General features: G+C 52.3%; 21 protein-coding genes and 1 pseudogene. 21 read left to right on the top strand and 1 reads right to left on the bottom strand.

What is annotated here, in order from left to right:
• Positions 1-143 precede the first annotated feature (143 nt).
• Positions 144-242: pseudogene (locus tag QZ506_RS08270) on the bottom strand (IS1 family transposase); the annotation flags it as partial.
• An 82-nt stretch (positions 243-324) separates the two neighbouring features.
• Here QZ506_RS08270 and QZ506_RS08265 point away from each other — a divergent pair.
• From QZ506_RS08265 to QZ506_RS08165, 21 genes are all read left to right on the top strand, one after another.
• Positions 325-1,800 carry an EscC/YscC/HrcC family type III secretion system outer membrane ring protein gene (locus QZ506_RS08265; RefSeq protein WP_291970323.1) on the top strand — a complete coding sequence of 492 codons (1,476 nt, stop codon included), beginning with the start codon at positions 325-327 and terminating at the stop codon, positions 1,798-1,800.
• A gap of 7 nt (positions 1,801-1,807) precedes the next feature.
• The gene (gene sctD, locus QZ506_RS08260; protein ID WP_291970322.1) at positions 1,808-2,995 is read left to right on the top strand and encodes a type III secretion system inner membrane ring subunit SctD; all 1,188 of its coding nucleotides are present in this window, start codon (positions 1,808-1,810) and stop codon (positions 2,993-2,995) included.
• Positions 2,996-3,006: 11 nt separating this feature from the next.
• Positions 3,007-3,240 (top strand): EscE/YscE/SsaE family type III secretion system needle protein co-chaperone, encoded by a 234-nt coding sequence (locus QZ506_RS08255; RefSeq protein WP_291970321.1) that lies wholly within the window; start codon positions 3,007-3,009, stop codon positions 3,238-3,240.
• A gap of 66 nt (positions 3,241-3,306) precedes the next feature.
• Complete coding sequence (locus tag QZ506_RS08250) at positions 3,307-3,570, top strand: hypothetical protein (protein ID WP_291970320.1); 264 nt, start codon at positions 3,307-3,309, stop codon at positions 3,568-3,570.
• A 39-nt stretch (positions 3,571-3,609) separates the two neighbouring features.
• Positions 3,610-4,212, top strand: coding sequence for a hypothetical protein (locus tag QZ506_RS08245; protein ID WP_291970319.1), 603 nt, complete (start codon positions 3,610-3,612; stop codon positions 4,210-4,212).
• Positions 4,209-4,673, top strand: coding sequence for a CesD/SycD/LcrH family type III secretion system chaperone SscA (gene sscA, locus QZ506_RS08240; RefSeq protein WP_291970318.1), 465 nt, complete (start codon positions 4,209-4,211; stop codon positions 4,671-4,673). Before QZ506_RS08245 ends, sscA begins: the two co-directional genes overlap by 4 nt.
• A complete protein-coding gene (sctE, locus tag QZ506_RS08235; RefSeq protein WP_291970317.1) occupies positions 4,666-6,105 on the top strand; it encodes a type III secretion system translocon subunit SctE in 1,440 nt (479 codons plus the stop codon). Before sscA ends, sctE begins: the two co-directional genes overlap by 8 nt.
• A gap of 9 nt (positions 6,106-6,114) precedes the next feature.
• Positions 6,115-6,792: a type III secretion system effector protein gene (locus QZ506_RS08230; RefSeq protein ID WP_291970316.1), complete on the top strand. Its 678-nt coding sequence runs from the start codon at positions 6,115-6,117 to the stop codon at positions 6,790-6,792.
• Between the two features lie 548 nt (positions 6,793-7,340).
• Complete coding sequence (gene sctF / locus QZ506_RS08225; protein WP_291970315.1) at positions 7,341-7,556, top strand: type III secretion system needle filament subunit SctF; 216 nt, start codon at positions 7,341-7,343, stop codon at positions 7,554-7,556.
• Positions 7,553-7,804, top strand: a complete 252-nt coding sequence (locus QZ506_RS08220; protein WP_291970313.1) for an EscG/YscG/SsaH family type III secretion system needle protein co-chaperone — start codon at positions 7,553-7,555, stop codon at positions 7,802-7,804. Before sctF ends, QZ506_RS08220 begins: the two co-directional genes overlap by 4 nt.
• Positions 7,805-7,844: 40 nt before the next feature.
• The gene (gene sctI, locus QZ506_RS08215) at positions 7,845-8,105 is read left to right on the top strand and encodes a type III secretion system inner rod subunit SctI (protein WP_291970311.1); all 261 of its coding nucleotides are present in this window, start codon (positions 7,845-7,847) and stop codon (positions 8,103-8,105) included.
• Positions 8,102-8,854 carry an EscJ/YscJ/HrcJ family type III secretion inner membrane ring protein SsaJ gene (gene ssaJ, locus QZ506_RS08210; protein WP_291970309.1) on the top strand — a complete coding sequence of 251 codons (753 nt, stop codon included), beginning with the start codon at positions 8,102-8,104 and terminating at the stop codon, positions 8,852-8,854. The genes sctI and ssaJ overlap by 4 nt, the downstream gene beginning before the upstream one ends.
• A 2-nt stretch (positions 8,855-8,856) precedes the next feature.
• Positions 8,857-9,423 (top strand): type III secretion system domain-containing protein, encoded by a 567-nt coding sequence (locus QZ506_RS08205; RefSeq protein ID WP_291970307.1) that lies wholly within the window; start codon positions 8,857-8,859, stop codon positions 9,421-9,423.
• A complete protein-coding gene (locus QZ506_RS08200; RefSeq protein WP_291970304.1) occupies positions 9,399-10,097 on the top strand; it encodes an HrpE/YscL family type III secretion apparatus protein in 699 nt (232 codons plus the stop codon). The genes QZ506_RS08205 and QZ506_RS08200 overlap by 25 nt, the downstream gene beginning before the upstream one ends.
• Positions 10,084-11,097, top strand: coding sequence for a SepL/TyeA/HrpJ family type III secretion system gatekeeper (locus QZ506_RS08195; protein ID WP_291970302.1), 1,014 nt, complete (start codon positions 10,084-10,086; stop codon positions 11,095-11,097). The genes QZ506_RS08200 and QZ506_RS08195 overlap by 14 nt, the downstream gene beginning before the upstream one ends.
• Positions 11,098-11,153: 56 nt before the next feature.
• A complete protein-coding gene (locus QZ506_RS08190; protein ID WP_291970300.1) occupies positions 11,154-11,522 on the top strand; it encodes a type III secretion system protein SsaM in 369 nt (122 codons plus the stop codon).
• Positions 11,522-13,567 carry an EscV/YscV/HrcV family type III secretion system export apparatus protein gene (locus tag QZ506_RS08185; RefSeq protein WP_291970299.1) on the top strand — a complete coding sequence of 682 codons (2,046 nt, stop codon included), beginning with the start codon at positions 11,522-11,524 and terminating at the stop codon, positions 13,565-13,567. Before QZ506_RS08190 ends, QZ506_RS08185 begins: the two co-directional genes overlap by 1 nt.
• A 10-nt stretch (positions 13,568-13,577) precedes the next feature.
• Complete coding sequence (locus QZ506_RS08180; protein WP_291970324.1) at positions 13,578-14,879, top strand: FliI/YscN family ATPase; 1,302 nt, start codon at positions 13,578-13,580, stop codon at positions 14,877-14,879.
• Positions 14,879-15,259, top strand: a complete 381-nt coding sequence (locus QZ506_RS08175) for a hypothetical protein (RefSeq protein ID WP_291970297.1) — start codon at positions 14,879-14,881, stop codon at positions 15,257-15,259. The genes QZ506_RS08180 and QZ506_RS08175 overlap by 1 nt, the downstream gene beginning before the upstream one ends.
• A 10-nt stretch (positions 15,260-15,269) precedes the next feature.
• On the top strand, positions 15,270-15,671 hold the full coding sequence (locus tag QZ506_RS08170) for a hypothetical protein (RefSeq protein WP_291970295.1): 402 nt from the start codon (positions 15,270-15,272) through the stop codon (positions 15,669-15,671).
• Positions 15,619-16,596 (top strand): YscQ/HrcQ family type III secretion apparatus protein, encoded by a 978-nt coding sequence (locus tag QZ506_RS08165; RefSeq protein ID WP_291970294.1) that lies wholly within the window; start codon positions 15,619-15,621, stop codon positions 16,594-16,596. Before QZ506_RS08170 ends, QZ506_RS08165 begins: the two co-directional genes overlap by 53 nt.
• Positions 16,597-16,760: the final 164 nt, after the last annotated feature.

Genomic DNA, 16,760 nt, shown 5'->3' with positions numbered 1-16,760 from the left:
TAGCCATAAAGGCTGCGGATTCCCTTGACGTAAAATCAGTATGTTAAATCCAGAGCGTGGTGATGCATCCCGGAGCGATCAGCATTTTAATCCAAAACAGGCGTGTCATAACAGCATTATTCCCTATTATTCAACAAAGCCGACTGACGACGGTAACGCTGATGGCCACTTTTGCCATAACCATGTTTTTTCACATGAGATGTCTGTTCACAAAACGGGCATCTTACATCAACTTTAGCCACTGTATTCCACATCCAAAACCGGACATTTCACACTGCAATCAACATATTGAATACACGACCCACCCATGCCAGGTAAAAGAATATGAAGCTATATAAAATCGCCCATTTGGTTTTGTTTTTTTTCTGTTCAGTTTCTTATGCTGAAAACTTACCGTGGGAGGGAAATGATTTTTCATTGCGTGCACAAAATATGTCGCTTTCCTCTTTGTTGAAGCATCTCGCGGAAAACTATTATACATCAACGAATATTGATTCGGCGATTGTACAAAATTTCAGCGGTGTTATCTTGCCAGGACCACCTGTGGATATTCTATGTAAGCTGATGAGTCAATATAATCTGGTTTCTTATTACGATGGCAATACGTTGTTTATTTACCCCGCACAGCGTCTGTCACGCCATCTTATAACACTTAATGTTCTATCCGCCACGCGTTTTGCAGCAAATTTACGCAGACTGAATGTTCCTGAGGATAGAAGTTGTGTCATTTATCCCGTGTTGAATGAGCATGCGCTGGAAATCAGCGGTGTACCTGCGTGCCTGGAACGCGTTACACAACTGGCAACCACCCTTGATGCCGATATTAGCAAACGTCAGGATGATGCCGTGAGCGTTGTGGTATATCCCTTGAAATATGCCACGGCGCTGGATGATCAGTATCGATACCGCGACCAGACCGTTGTGGTACCCGGAATTGTCAGCGTGCTGCGTGACATGACCCGCGGCGGTGCGCCAACGCCAGCCAGTAATACGCCTGCGACTCAGGGACTACCGATGTTTTCTGCGGACCCGCGTCAGAATGCGGTCATCGTGCGCGATCGCAGCGTCAACATGGCGGGGTATCGCCAACTGATCACCCAGTTGGATCAACGTCCTGAAATGATCGAAATATCTGTGACCATCATTGATGTGGATGCAGGGGATATCAACCAGTTAGGCATTGACTGGAGTGCGGCGACATCGATCGGTGGCGGAATGCTCAGCTTCAATAATAACGGGGGGAGCCTCGACAGCGGATTCTCCAGTGTGATCAAAGACACGCCGAACTTTATGGTGCGCCTTAGCGCACTGGAAAAGAACTCACGTGCCTATGTGTTATCGCAACCTTCGGTAGTGACGCTCAACAATATTCAAGCAGTGTTGGATAAGAATGTCACGTTCTACACCAAGCTTGAGGGCGACAGAATGGTCAAACTGGAGTCCGTGACAACCGGATCGCTACTGCGCGTTACGCCTCGACTGTTAGAGCAGAATGGCAAGCAAAATATCATGTTGAACCTGAACATTCAGGATGGGCAACAAAGCGAACCCATCAGTCAGGATGAGCCTTTGCCCGGTGTTAAAAATGCAGAAATTGCTTCGCAAGCCATGTTGCAGGCGGGGCAGAGCCTGTTATTGGGCGGGTTCAAACAGGATAAGCAGATACAGTCGGAAAAGAAAGTCCCTTTGTTAGGCAACATCCCTGTGCTTGGTCACCTCTTCAGCACCAAAACCAACCAAATGCATAGCGTTATTCGCTTGTTCCTGATCAAGGCATCCGTTGCCAATAGACAACAGTGAAAAGCGTATGGAAAACACGTGGAAGATTCGCCTGTTAGGCGGCGTATTGCATGGACGGGAAGTGTGGCTATCGGAAGGTCGTCTCTCCATCGGTGAACGGGAATGCGATCTGTGCATCCCTTTGCAGGCCGCAAGCCGCATTGAGCTGGCGGTCGTTGACGGGCAACTCTATGCCAATGCGGAAAAGGTGTCGGTGCGGGTAAATGGTCGCCGCCATGTACAGCATCACCCATTACCCTCCCAGGGCGTATTGGAGGCGGCAGGGTTAGCGATGGCATTTGGGCCGCAGCAAGCAGACCTTGCCGGTTATTGCCTGCCTGTTCGCCGGTTTTCAAGCGGCTGGTTGTTGGTGCCTGGCATGCTTATGCTGATCTTCGCTCTCATATTTTTCTCTACGGAATGGGGCCCGTCGCCATCGACGGAAGCACCAGTAGACGTGAGCGCGTTGTTGCAGCAAACCGGGTTGACGCAGCTCGTGGCGCAATGGCAGCAGGATGGTGTACTGCGTGTGTCTGGGGATTGCGAATCGAGGGATACGTTGACGCCCTTGTGGCTTGCGCTGCAATCCCACGACATTCGCTACCAAGATGACGTTATTTGCGCCGATCAACTGATCCGAAACGTGAAAGATGTGCTGATTCAGGCGGGCTACACCCAGGCTCAGGTTGTCAGCCGAGGGAAGGGCAACGTTGCGATCGATGCGGATATTCGTATGGGAGAACAGTGGGCGGCGGTTCAACCGCTGTTGGCCGACATTCCGGGATTACGGCATTGGCAGATAGAAAACCCCTACGACGAAATTGGTAACGCGCTGATTAGCGCGCTGCTACAGCAAGGATTAGCGGGCAAGGTGAATCTGACGGATACGGGGCCGCGTTTCATTTTGAGCGGCGTGTTGAACGCGCAGGATAAGCAGACCTTGACGCAACTGATGCAGGATATGCGATCGCGCTATCCAACTGTGGCGCTGAGCTATCAGGATGTTCCCCTATCCGATGAGTTTTCCAGACAGCTGCCAGCCCCTGTCACTGGCATTGTTCATAGCCGGCGTGGCGAGTATCTGGTGTTGGGTAATGGCGATACCTTATCCATAGGCAGTCGACTGGCTGAGGGCAGCGAGGTTGTGGCTATCAGCGATAGCGCGGTGACGTTCAGACAAGGGCGCACGCTGATCACGCTTCCATTCAATTTTTAAGGGGAAATACGATGACGACGCTGACGGCATTGGAAGATCGCATACAGAGTTCGGCTGATGATGCCCAAAAGGCATTGATGGTGCTGAGTGCGGCCCGTCATCGATTAGCCTGTGCTATGGATAGACCCATTACGCCAGAGGAATATCAGCACTTTGCCTTATTGCTGGAAGCGGTAATACAGAGTGAAGATATTATCAAGGTAATTTACTTTCGTTATCACAATATAGCGCTAGGGGCTGAGTAAAGTCAGTAGAGAATAATCATCTTCATACCAACGGCTGACATATTAGTGAACGATGAGAGGTGTATCATGTCAGGTAATATTGCGAATCAATTTAAAAAGTTAGAAGTAGAGTATGAACGTCTATTAAAATGTTTTTCTGAATTTGAAAAAATAAAAGGCAAATTGACCTCTGCGGGGAAAACCGTTTCGCAGAATGATGTGAAAGCAGAAAAACCGCTGAGTATCCATCACATGAACATTATTGCAGGAAATGCCAAAAAAGATTTGAAAGCATTAAGTATCTCCTTGAAAAAAATCGAAACGCATATTAAGCACAGCGTTAATAAATAGTGAGCATATCTACACTGTTTTACATTCAGGAGGTTTATGATGGCAAGCATACCCGTTTACTCATTACCAAGCATTAATCCTAGTATATTTGAAGATAAGGAAACACGTCTCGGAAATACACCCCTGGGAAAATCGCGTTATTATGGGCCAGCCGATAATATCTTCGCTTATGCCTATGAAATAATGCTGTTGTTGCAGGATGTACAGTCATCGCGCGCCTATGCCCAATTCAATGATATTCAAAATGCATCCAATCGAGCCAGAGATACTCAGGAAAAGGCAAACCAGATGGATGAGGTCATTGCGCAAGCGTCAAAAGGTGATGGCAATACCAAAGAAGCGGTGCCAGCTGATGTTATTGAGTATATGAAGACGCACGGTATTCAGGTAGATGGCAAATCGATAGACGACTACATCAAACAGCACGCTGGGGCTGACGGTAAATTGGACAAAGGCAGCCTCCAAGCCATTAAAGCCGCATTGGATAACAGCGCGAATCGCGACAGCGATCTCTCCTCTCAAGCGCAACTGACGATTCAAAAAGCAATACAGATGCTTAATGCTGCCATTTCGCAGGCGACTAACCTGGTCAGCAAATGGGGAGAAATTCTGCAAATGATCACCCAAAAAACCTATTCATGACGCAAGACGAGAGTCTGACCATGCTGCAATTTTTGCGTCGCGGTGGCGCCGTGCGCATGTTGCTGAAAAAAGACGTAAGCGGTGAATTGGATACCCTTTTTCGCTACGCCAGACAGTTATCCAGCGCGGGGGATCATCGCGCGGCGGCCAACCTGTTACGCATATTGACCGCTTACGATGATTGGTCTTTTGACTACTGGTATCAACTTGGGGCGACGTGCCATGCGGCACACGCCTGGTCAGATGCGCTTTATGCCTATGGTCGGGCAGCGAAAATTAACGTATCGGCCGCGCAGGTCCCTTGTGCTGCTGGGGAGTGTTTTCTGGCCTGTGGTGAGAAAGCATTGGCACGCAAAGCCTTTAAGGCTGCCTTGCTGATTTGCGGTGAAAACCGGTCATTACAGGCGATACGCCGCCAGGCGGAGCAAGGACTATCTCGAACAGGAGAGTCTGATGGATAGTGTACAAGCCAGAGCGGGAGTGGATTGCCCGCTGCTCTATGATGATGGAGAGGAGATGCCTGTTTCTTCTCCAACCAAGCAAACAACGCACCCAATACGTTCTGTTGTTGGTCTGCATTATCGGCAACACCAGGCAGCAAAAAACGTGGAAATGGAACGCCAGCAAGGGGGCGTAGCGCAGTCGGTGAACGCGCAGCAAGCAGAGGCCGCCTGGCAACGACTGCTGGAAGCCGGGTATACCGGTTCCGCCTCAGCTTCGCTGCAAGACATCGTGAAAATGGACCCACTGCTGTTATCGATGCTGGTGACGCAGCAAGTGATGCGTGCTTCCAGCAGCAATGCAATGGCACTCTGTGAACAATTGAACCGAGCCACTGAGCTGCAAACTTTCCTGCGCAATAAGCAGGTTGAAAAATATCAAGAGCAGATCAACAAGTCGATTGAACAGGCGGATCAGGTACGTAAATCTGCGCTGTGTAATGCCGTATTTGATTGGATAAACAGTGCCATTGAGATAGGGATCGGCGTATTTAAAATGGTTGAAGCCGTCGCCACGGCAGATCCACTCGCCTTTGCCGCTGGCATTGCTTACTGCTCTGCAGGGGTTGCCGGAATCGTAAAAGGCGGCGCTGAGTTTGCTTTGGGACTGTGGGCAAATAAAGCCGACTGTGAAGCCGTTATTCACGCGGCAGGCTTGGTACAGAACACCTGTGAATATGTCGCGATGGGGCTGGATATTTTGCAGATCGGTCGTGGTATTTATGTGGCTCGAGGTTTGATCTCTGCGGCCGAAAAGGAAATGGGCAGCGGCGCGGGTAAAACATTGGTTGAGGCAGTGAGTCAACAGAGCGGCAAGGCGGGGCAGCAGATTAAACAGATTGCTGAAAATACGGCTAAACGTTTCGTCAGTGAACTCGAAGCCACGCTTGAGGGGAACGTGAACCAGTATTTGGCACGCACGATGGGGCGTAGCGCCACCGTTCAGGGAATCGAGCAACTTGTAGCTGAAAAGCTGGAAAGCGCCCTGACAGATGTTGCGAAAGACATTTTGGAAAAAGGCGTTGCCACCGCAGAAAAAGCGTTGCGTAGACGTTTTATGATCTCGCTAGGCAAAGGGCTGGCCTCCAGCATCATTAAAGATGTCACTGTTACCTGGTTAACCACGGTGCGCTCTGCGATAAGTGGTGGACAAAAAATAACATCGGGTATTGCTCAATGGAAAGCGGCAGATTTGCGTAAGGAAATTGAAGAATTAATCGTTATGCAACGTATTAACGACATCAAAGATAGTTGGACGCAGGAACGTAAAAAAAATCAGGAAAAACAGCTTGGCGATTATTTGCAGCAAAGTAGCACCGCCGTAAGCAACGCGACATTAATAATGGAAGATTACGGTGCGGTATTGGCAAAAATTGCCTGTAGCCGCGCCTGAGGATATGTTATGAGCCAAAATATTCTTATGGATCAAAATACGCTGTCTATAGACCTATTCCCCGTCAACGTGACTCAAGACCACCTCTCTTCTGTCTTATCACAAAAGACGAACGCCGCAGTAGCAACCAAGGAAAAGGCCGCTAGCGATGCAGAATTGAATGACTTTTTCGCGATGTTTGATCAACTGTGGGGAACACTATTAAACCTTGCCCGGCGTTTGCGTGACGTGATGCGCATGTATAACGAAAAGAAGCAGATATTAGGGTGGGGGCTTGAAGTGAATGCGCTTTCCACCAGTTTAAACGCGATTGAGCATAGCTTTAGTGCGGCAAGGGATAACGCATTAGGCACCTATTTAAGCGGCTTTATGCAGTGCACGGGCGCGCTGAACGGCGGAATAATGGGGGAAATCAGCGGCGCAGGTGCCCGAGAACTCGCCACGATGGGGTTCAACGGTTCGGGTTCGATAGCCAATGGGCTCTGTTCATTTTCCGCGGCATCGGAAAACCGTGAAGCAGAAATCGAGCGGGCATTGGCGGATTTTCAAAGTAAAAACGCGCAATCCTACGTCCGAAATCTCGACGACATTGTGCAAAAGGCTATCGACGTCATGCAACAGATGATGGAAATGGGCCGCAAAATGGTTGAGGTATTTAGTCAGACCCTTCATTCCCTTGCGAAGTAATGATGGAACGACTGGAAGCCCTTTTTTGCAGGCAGTTGCAAACGGTTGGGTTAGCGCCGCAGCCCCAGTTTTTGTCGGGGTGCGGATTGCGTCTCGGGCAGCACATCACGCTGCCTCCCTACCTCCTTGTTTTTCGTGTTCAGAATAATGCGTTGCTTATCTGTAGCTTAACCCGGTTACCGGACTGCGCCTCACAACCCGCGTCATTACTGCGACTATGGCGGCTGTTGCAAGAGGCGTTACTTTCGGTTTCTGCGTTGAGGCATATCCGCATGTTAGTCATAACCGATGTATTGCCCCGACGTTTAACGCTCCAGCGCCAAAAGCTGGTAAGGCGGCTGTGTCAACAAGGCGCGGTAACGTGCCTGCTCGACGGTGAGCGTTGGTTAGAAATAGATATAGACCGGGTATTTCGTGGAAAAGCACGCAGTTAGGTTAAACACCGGATAGGCGGGCTGACCGGTTAAAACGATAGTGGATGTCAGCAAACATATTGCCCGGTAACACGCTGTCCCACGCAATAAGGCCGCAGACTATGGAGATCAACGATGGACGTTCAACAGCTCATTGATACGCTGTCCCGCCTAGCAAAACAGGCAGGACAAGCCGTCAAAGACAAAATGAATGGCGAAGATTTAACGAATCCAGACGCCATGCTCAAGGCGCAGTTTGCCGTGCAGCAGTATTCCACTTTTATCAACTACGAAAGCGCGATGATCAACACCATCAAAAATCTGCTGAGCGGGATTATCTCGAAGATATGAGTGTTCTGACGTCTGCTGAACGGCAACTACTGCTTGAAACTGCTTTTGCGGGGGTGAATCACGGCTTGTTGCGTCAGGTGCGAGCGATTGTGCCGGTGGTGCCGAGCTTGGTCAGCGATAGTGACGCTTGCTCGGTGTGTATGGCCGTCCTGCTGCTGGGGCTGGATGCGCCTGAAGAGGCCAAGCGCGCCTTGGAACACGTGAATACGCCGGACGCTAACGTGGTCAGGCAGTGCTTTTCATTATGAGTTTTTCACCGTTATTATGGGGGACACCATGGACACACCCATGACTATTTCTCAGAATATATCGCCAGATGGCCGTTATGACAGCGTCGATGCGATGGATGCACCGGACAGTCAGGCGGCGCAGACCTTTAAGAACATGTTGTATGCCGGAACGGCATCCGGTGCGGTAGAAACATTATCACCGGAGCAGATGTTGCAGCGGCAGGCGAAGATCTTGACGTTGAGCGTCGGTGTCGATCTTGGCGCAAAGATCGCCGGTTCTGCGGCGCAAACGGTCAACAAACTGGCAAATATGACATGAACGCCTTCCGCTGTCTGGGCATGGCAATACTTGCTTTCATGTTGGCGGGGTGTCGTGTTGAGCTCTACAACGGTTTGTCTCAGAGTGATGCCAACCAGATGTTGGCGATTCTGATGAACAACAACATTGATGCGGATAAGCAGCCTTCGCCGGACGGCGGGGTAACGCTGCGCGTCGAGCAGTCTCGGTTTATTGATGCCGTTGAAGTGCTGCGCATGGATGGTTTTCCGCGCAAACTCTACACCACGGTAGAAACCATGTTTCCGCCTAACCAACTGGTGGTTTCTCCACGGGAAGAGCAGCAGAAGATTCTGTATCTCACCGAACAGCACATTGAAGAAATGCTCAGCCAAATGGATGGGGTTGTGCATGCTTCTGTCGCGATAGCATCCCATCCCCCCAGTGATGATGTTGGCACCCGTTCCGGTGATAGCACCTCGGTAGCGGTGTACCTTAAATTTTCCCCACGAGTGAACCTGGAAGCGTTTCGCGTACAAATCAAGAGTCTGATTGAAAAAGCGATACCCGGTGTCCAGTACGATCAAATCAGCATTTTGATGCAGCCTGCCGGCTATCGAGCTCGGGTGGCTCCTCCGCCGAAATCCGTTGAACAGAGAGCGCTTCTGAAATGGCTATCCCGTTATCGACAATATGTGGTATTAACGCTGATTTTACTGGCATCTGCCCTGTTGATACTGACAGTGTGGCGCGTGTTTCAGCGAACGAGTCCAGTAGACCGGATGCGTTAACCTTGCTGTTGCACCGCGCGGTCTGGCAGCCCGCCCGTTATGCGCACCCTGACTGGCTTGTATATTTAGGGTTTCATCGGTACGAACGTTGGCGTTATGGCGAATCCCTGGTTTTAGACAACGTGCTGAACCGCGCATTACGGGCACAGCGTGGCCCGATTTATCTGCCGGGGCGGCTTGATGAACGTCAGCGCCGTTTGGCGGTGCTGGGACCGAATATCTCGAAATATGCGCTGGCGCTTGGTCTGCTGACGCTGGCGTGCAGTGATTACTTTCTGCTGCCTGATTATCGTCACGTGCTTCGCCATTGGCTGGATAACGATCTGATCTGGCACCTGTTTGGTATGTGTGACAACAAACATCCCGCCTTTTATTCACCGGAACAGGTGATCGATGCTGCGAATCGCATCGGTATCGCCATGCTTTATCGTGCTGCAACGCGTGAACCCGTGCTTAAGGCGCTTTTGATACAGTTGCCGCCGCTGAAGCAAGCGTTGTATCCCGTGATACCTTGGGCCACCATGAATTTACTGGAACGTATGCTATGCCGCTGTGCCGACTCCCGTTGATTGAACTTGATGGGCAACTTCCCGATTTCCCCGTGATTCCCGCTGAAAGGCTAAACACTCAGTTGGCTTATACCCACACCCTGCTTGATGCACATCAAGAGGCCGCTGTTATTGTGAAAGCGGCGAGCCGTAAGGCAGAGCAAATGATACGTCAGGCGCGCAAAGCGCAGCGCCAGATACAGAGCGAGGCTTATGCCGAGTTCTCTCGCCGTCGGCAGGAGATTCTCACCCGCTGTGAGGAGCGGTGGTTGGAGCGTCACGTGGTGTCACTGTGTGAGGCTGCATCGGTGGAACGGTGCGTGGTGCAGGCGGTCACGTCACGTATCCGCCTTGCTATGGGGAACGTATTGAGCGCTTGGTTTTCCCAACAGCCCGTTGATGACCTGCTGTGCGCACGTTTGTCGCAGCAGGTGGAGCAACTGGCTGCTACGGGGGGGGCCACCTTGCAGATTCATCCCGGGAGAGAAACCAGAATGCGCGATGCCTTCGGGGAGCGGCTAGCCATCGTCTGTGATCCGCAGTTGGCTATGGATGAAGCAGTTCTGACATCATCACAGCTTAGCGTCTCTTTTTCGCTCAGTCGGCATTTTCAGCAGGTGCTGGCGTGGATTGATACCGAGAATGATCTCGGTATCCAGGAACGGGAGGCAAGGCTTGATGATGAAGATACCTGAGGATCGCAATCCCGTCAGTCCGGTGCTATCACCGCACTATGAATCGCATCGGGTGCTGCCGGTGCGCAATGTCGAATTCAGCATGCCGCCGATGGACATGGCGTTACTGGAACTGGAGGAAGCGGCAGGCGAATCGCTGGATTCAACGTTGGAAGAGATGAGTCTGGTACTTTCTGGCCGAATGCGCGATGAAAAGCGACTGGCATCGTCAGAAAGGCAGGTACGCAGACAGCAAGAGTTAATTGCACTGATACAACGCTTACGTGACCAGGACGGTGGATTTTCGACGTTTCTCGCTGCGTCGTCTGAGGAGAATGGTGAGGCGCTGGAAGGACTGCGGCGTATTTTTATGATCGCTCAACACCTGGCATCAACGGCGTTGGATGAAAAACGGAAAAAGGCGCTGAATGCGCAGTTGGCCCAGCTTCTCGAAGAAAATGCGTATGAAACCACTCTCTTTGGCCTGATTGAGCTCGGTACTGTCAGCAAGGCGGTACTGGCACCCATTGGCCGCTTATTCCAGCGCGCGATGGATGAACAGGACATATCGTTATCGGAATGGTTTAAACGCATCGTTGACTGGTCCGATCGTCAGCGTCGGCTCCGCGTTGTATTACACATGGCGGCGTTTGAACTCTCGCTCTCTGTCGGTGGTGCTCAGCAGACCAGGTTGGCGACCGTACTGGTCCGCCTGCGTCGCTTGTTGCTATTTTTGGGGCTGGAACAGGAGTGTAAAGAGCAGGAAAAACGTTATTCTCTGCCTGCCGATTCACTTTTGACCTTGTTGATTGATATTACACAGGAAAGCTGGCTGTTTGAGGATTGGCTTATCGCGCGAATCTCTTCGTTGACGCCCAGCGCGACGGTATTCAAGCACATCATACGCTATCTGGATGTGCAATTCAGAGTGATGCCGGATGCGTGTTTTAGCGATGAAGATCAGCGTGAAAGTATTCTTACCGTGCTGCAAAAAATGAAGGGTAATCAGGTGTTGTCTTGATTTCTCCTCCTTGTCTTCTCTGGGATTCTGTTACCGGACATGATAGGAAGTACATCATGACATTAGATCTGTTCATCGAAAGAAACATCCAGCGCTTTATACAGTTGGCTGAACTGGCGGAGCAAGCCCCCTCTGCCGAAATGCAATGGGTCGATCGGGGATTTCAAACCTTCCTCACCTTCCGTCGGGGACGCATGCATATCAGCCAATGTCTGCTGGACCCTTGGCGGGACAATGCGTTACTGCTTGTTGCATTGCAACACGCCCATCCCGCCTGGTTTGCAGGCATTCCTCAGCGTGTCTTTACGTTACGCCAAGGCATGGTGATCAGTTGTGCACCGATGGCAGACAGCGTGGCTGAACAGTGGCTATGGCTGCACCGTCGCCAGCGAACCTTTCTGGAAAAATTATGCAAACCAACGTGATGAGAAAAGATAACGTTCAGCGCTGGTTGCAAATGTGTGCCGGTAGGCAAGATATTATTCTCGCCGTGGTTATGCTCATGGCGATTGTCATGATCACCTTGCCGTTGCCTACGTTTGTGGTGGATATTTTGATCGCCATTAATCTGGCCTTTTCCATCATCCTGCTACTGTTTGCCATTTACATCAACGATCCGCTGGATCTGTCGGTGTTCCCCTCACTGTTACTGATCACCACGCTTTATCGGCTGTCGCTGACCATTAGCACCTCGCGTCTGGTGCTGTTGCAGCACAATGCTGGCGATATCATCGATGCGTTTGGCCGTTTTATGGTGGGGGGAAACCTGACGGTGGGACTGGTGATTTTCGCCATCATCACCATCGTGCAGTTTATCGTTATCACTAAGGGGACGGAGCGTGTAGCTGAGGTGAGCGCTCGGTTTTCTCTTGATGGCATGCCGGGCAAGCAGATGAGTATCGATGGCGATCTGCGTGCTGGGGTGATCGATGCCGATCATGCGCGGCAACTGCGTCTGCATGTGCAGCACGAAAGCCGTTTTCTTGGCGCGATGGACGGCGCCATGAAGTTTGTGAAAGGGGATGCTATCGCCGGTATTATTGTTGTGCTGGTGAATATCCTGGGCGGCATTACCATTGCCGTGGTGCAATACGGCATGTCGCTCGGGGATGCGGTGCAAACCTACAGCGTGCTCTCTATCGGTGACGGCCTGTGCGGCCAGATCCCCTCGCTGCTGATTTCGCTCAGTGCCGGTATTATCGTCACTCGCGTGCCGGGTGAGAAACGGCAAAATCTGGGGCGTGAGCTGAGTACGCAATTGGGGAAACAGCCTCAGGCGCTGATCCTCGCAGCGGTGGTGATGTTGCTGTTTGCCGTCATTCCCGGCTTTCCGTTTATCTACTTCTTTATCATGGCGGTACTTACCGCATTACCTTGTGCACTGCTGTGGTATCGCGCACGACATCCGCAGCCTGTATCCGCGCAGCAGGGCAGCGTTGATGACGATCAGATGGTGCCGGGCGCGCAGCCTCTGACTTTGCGGCTTGCACCGCGCCTGCATTCAGAGTACCTTTCGTTGGAGATTGATGCTCTGCGCAAAACGCTGTTCGACACCCTTGGTGTACCTCTGCCGGATGTCTCCATTATCGTTGATGCCTCTATGACAGAGAACAGCATGGCGGTGCTTATCTATCAGGAGTCGGTGTTCTCCTTGACGTTCCCCGTGGCGGCCTCCTGCATGGTTTTCACCACCGCGGAGGCGGCAGATGTCACGACAGAGACGCAGGTGTTGCCGCAGGGAATGGGGCGGATCGCGTGGTTGTCTGCCGCTGAGGGGAAACGTGCACAACAGGCGGGGCAAACGGTGTTTACCGGTGATCAGTGCCTTATTGTGCTGTTGCGTAAGGTGTTGGTCAACCACATGGCGGAGTTTATCGGGGTGCAAGAAGCGCGCTACCTGATGGATGCCATGGAGAAACGCTATGCCGAGTTGGTGAAAGAACTTCAGCGACAGATGCCCATCAACAAAATTGCCGAGGTACTCCAACGATTGGTTTCAGAACGGGTCTCTATCCGCGATTTGCGTCTAGTTTTCGGCACGCTGATTGAGTGGGCTCCGCGGGAAAAAGATGTCCAGATGCTTACGGAGTATGTTCGCATCGCTTTGCGACGCCATATTTTGCATCGTCTTATGGTAGAAGGGACGCCGCTACGCGTGCTGCGCATCGGTGAGGAGATGGAGAATGTGATTCGCGAATCCATTCGTCAGACTGCAATGGGCACCTACACCGCATTAAGCAGCGAACAACGTGCGCAGATATTGCAGTTGATTGCTGAGGCACAAGCGGTACACGGCGAGTTTGTAATTGTCAGCTCAGTGGATACACGTCGTTTCTTGCGTAAGGTCATAGAGCAACAACACGCCGACATTGCGGTGTTGTCGTGGCAGGAAGTCGGGGAGCACTGCCTTATCCAGGTGGTGCAGAGTATTGACCTGAACCCCAAGTGCGCATCCGATGATGAAGATTGATTTTTCCTCTTTGGTGGAGGCGGTGGGCCGACGGCTGACATTGTCCGGCGAACCGCCTGATGGTATCGACATGACGGGGCGGGTGCTGCATATCAGAGCCTCTTTGTTGAAAGTGCGGTTGCCTGGCGTGTTTATGGGCGAGCTTTGCCAGATTTTACCTGGCGGTACCTTGGCTGAGGTGGTTGCGGTGGACGGCGAAGATGCGCTGTTATCTCCCTTTGCCAGCACTGTAGGTCTGTTTTGCGGGCAAAAGGTGCGGCCGCTAAAACGATGCCAGCAGGTTCCAGTCGGCGACGCGTTGCTGGGCCGCGTGGTTGATGGCCTTGGGCAGATGTTGGATGGCAATGATGTGTGGCAGGGGCCGTGGCGCAATTTTGACGCACCGCCTCCGGCAGCACTGGCCCGTGGGATGATCGATCGCCCGGTGTTAACCGGGGTGCGTGCGATAGACAGTTTACTCACCTGCGGTGAAGGGCAGCGTATCGGGATTTTTGCGGCCGCGGGCGTGGGGAAAAGCACATTGCTTTCCATGCTGTGCCACGGCGCGGACTGCGAGGTGATTGTTCTGGCCCTCATCGGAGAGCGTGGCCGCGAAGTGCGGGAATTTTTAGAGCATTCGCTTAATGCTCAGACACGACGTCGCTGCGTCGTTGTTGTCGCCACGTCAGACAGACCGCCGCTCGAGCGCATGCGCGCGCTGTATGTGGCGACTACCATTGCAGAATCGTTTCGCGATCGGGGCCAGCGCGTACTGTTAATGGCTGATTCACTGACGCGCTACGCCCGCGCCGCGCGGGAAATCGCCATAGAGGCGGGCGAGTGTGCGGTTGCGGGTAGCTATCCCCCCAGCGTGTTTGCCGCGCTGCCGCGCTTGCTGGAGCGGACCGGTAAAGGACGCTGTGGCAGCATTACTGCGTTCTACACCGTGCTCGTGGAGGGGGACGATATGAATGAGCCGTTGGCGGATGAGGTGCGCTCGCTGCTCGATGGACACATCGTGCTGTCGCGACAGTTGGCCGAGGCTGCGCATTTCCCGGCGATTGATGTGCTCGCCAGCGTAAGCCGCATCATGCCTAACGTTACCAGTCAGATGCACATGACGCTTGCCAATGAGGTACGCCGTTTGCTCAGCGTTTATCGCGATGTAGAGCTGCTGGTGCGAGTGGGGGAGTATAAACAAGGTGAGGATCCTATCGCCGATCTGGCGGTAGAAAAGTATGCAGCGATAAATGCATTTTTACAACAGCAGGAGAATGAACCATGTCATCGCGATCTGTTATTGCAACGGCTAAGTGCGCTGGTAACACCTTGATGTTGCTGGCATTATTGGACATCAAGCAACGTCGGGAAATCGCCTTGCGCCGACAGTTGGTACTGCAACGCTCTCAGCTCCAGCAACTGGAACAGGACATGTGCACCTGTGCGACCCATCGCACATTGCTGGCCGAAAAACGAAACGCCTGGCTGGCTTGGTCCGGTACGCGAATCAGCGATGAACTACTGGCGCATAAACAGACACTGATGACGTTGCGCGATGAGGATCTGCAATTGCTGGCTAACCAGATGGCGCTGTCTGATGAGCAGCGCGCCGTATTGTTGCAGCAAGACGCGGTAAGGCAAGCGCTGAATGTTGTCATGAAAAAGAAGGAAAAACTGCACAGTGTGCTCAACGATGCAGGCTGTAGACTATGAGCCTCTATTCATGAGCGGGACACGCGTTGAAGGGAGTCTGTGGCACACGCTGCCGGAGCCGGAAGCGAACGACGCTGAAACCGCGATGTACGCTCAGAAATTTATGCAACTGATAGCTCAAAAGGCAACGCATTGCACTTCTTCTCCGCTTTCTCCTTATGCGCATCGCCGACAGCGTTATCGCATGGTGAGTTGCAATGGTGAAGTGATTCTGTGTGAGGTCAGCGAGCGGGACGGTGAACTTCACCTTTGTATCCAAGTGTCTCAGCGCGAACTGCTTGACACCTTGAGCCTTATTTCATCCTGGCTCTGCGAGCGTTTGCGCGAGGCAGGACATGCCGTTGTTCTGGAGGTTGAATATGTTAAGGACGACCCAGGATGCGTGGAACCTAGCGCAGCATCTTCCTCCTGAGGGCGTAACCGCAGGCGAATTGCATATCGGTTTACAAACGTGGACACGCGCTCAATCCGGGGTAGTTATAACACTTTCCTTCGATGAAGGCACATCGGTGAGCCACGTTTGGCTGGAGGACACCGGGTGGCGGGCACTGTGCGAGCAGATGCTTGGCACGTCTGAGGTGGCAACGGTAAATGCGTTATTGCTTGAGGAGATCGTAGCGTGGGCGCTATCGCCATTGCTGGCACATTGCCATGCCAGCATAGTGCGGGAGAATGCGGCACCGTGCCCCTGTAGCGCTCTGTCCGAGCAATGGAGCGTCGTTTTTACCTGGCAGGTGGAACAGGTTGTTTTTCAGGCCGTGCTGTTTGGCAATACTGACGCTGGGTTTAAGCATCTGCATGCGTTGATCGTGCCCGAGTGTGTCCCCACTGGTCCATTGCCACCGTTGCTGTGTGCGCTGTATGCCGGAGAGTGTGAGCTCCCGCTGTCTGTTTTACGGGGGCTGACGCGGGGGGAAGGGATCGCAATACACCCGTATGGTGATTTACGTGCGGGGCATTTCGCCTTGTCGCCATTGCTGAAGCAGGCGGCGTATGTCCAGATAAACGGAGATAACACGATGCACTGTAGAGCGTTAGGCGCTGAGCTTGAAAATAGCGCTAGTGAAATACCGGATGAACCTGCTAGCGCCGAGTCTATGTCAGTGGATCTTGCGGTGCTGCCGCAAAAATTGTTGGTTGAGGTCGGGCAGGTCACGCTGACACTGGGATCGCTGAGAACGCTACAAGTGGGTGATACGGTGGCGGTGAACGCCGAGTTCTCTCCAGAAGTAACATTGAAGTTGAATGGCCGTGCCATTGGAAAAGGTGCGCTGATTGGCTGCGGCGACCGCTTTTTGGTGCAAATCCGGCAATGGTATCTCAATGCACAAGATTGAGCGGCGGTGGGTGATGCGGCGTACGATATTTGAAGCCAAAACGTGCGATAAATGACGGGCTACTTTTGTTTCCATCAGTGCAACGAAATTACACTGTCATTTTTCATCGGAGGCACTTTGGTCTGTTTGAGTGGTACGATCAGCTGGACAATATTTGTAGATGC

Origin of the sequence: Candidatus Symbiopectobacterium sp. (assembly GCF_020054415.1) — a bacterium.
Taxonomy (GTDB): Bacteria; Pseudomonadota; Gammaproteobacteria; order Enterobacterales; family Enterobacteriaceae; genus Symbiopectobacterium.
This window is presented reverse-complemented; position numbering and strand designations above follow the sequence as displayed.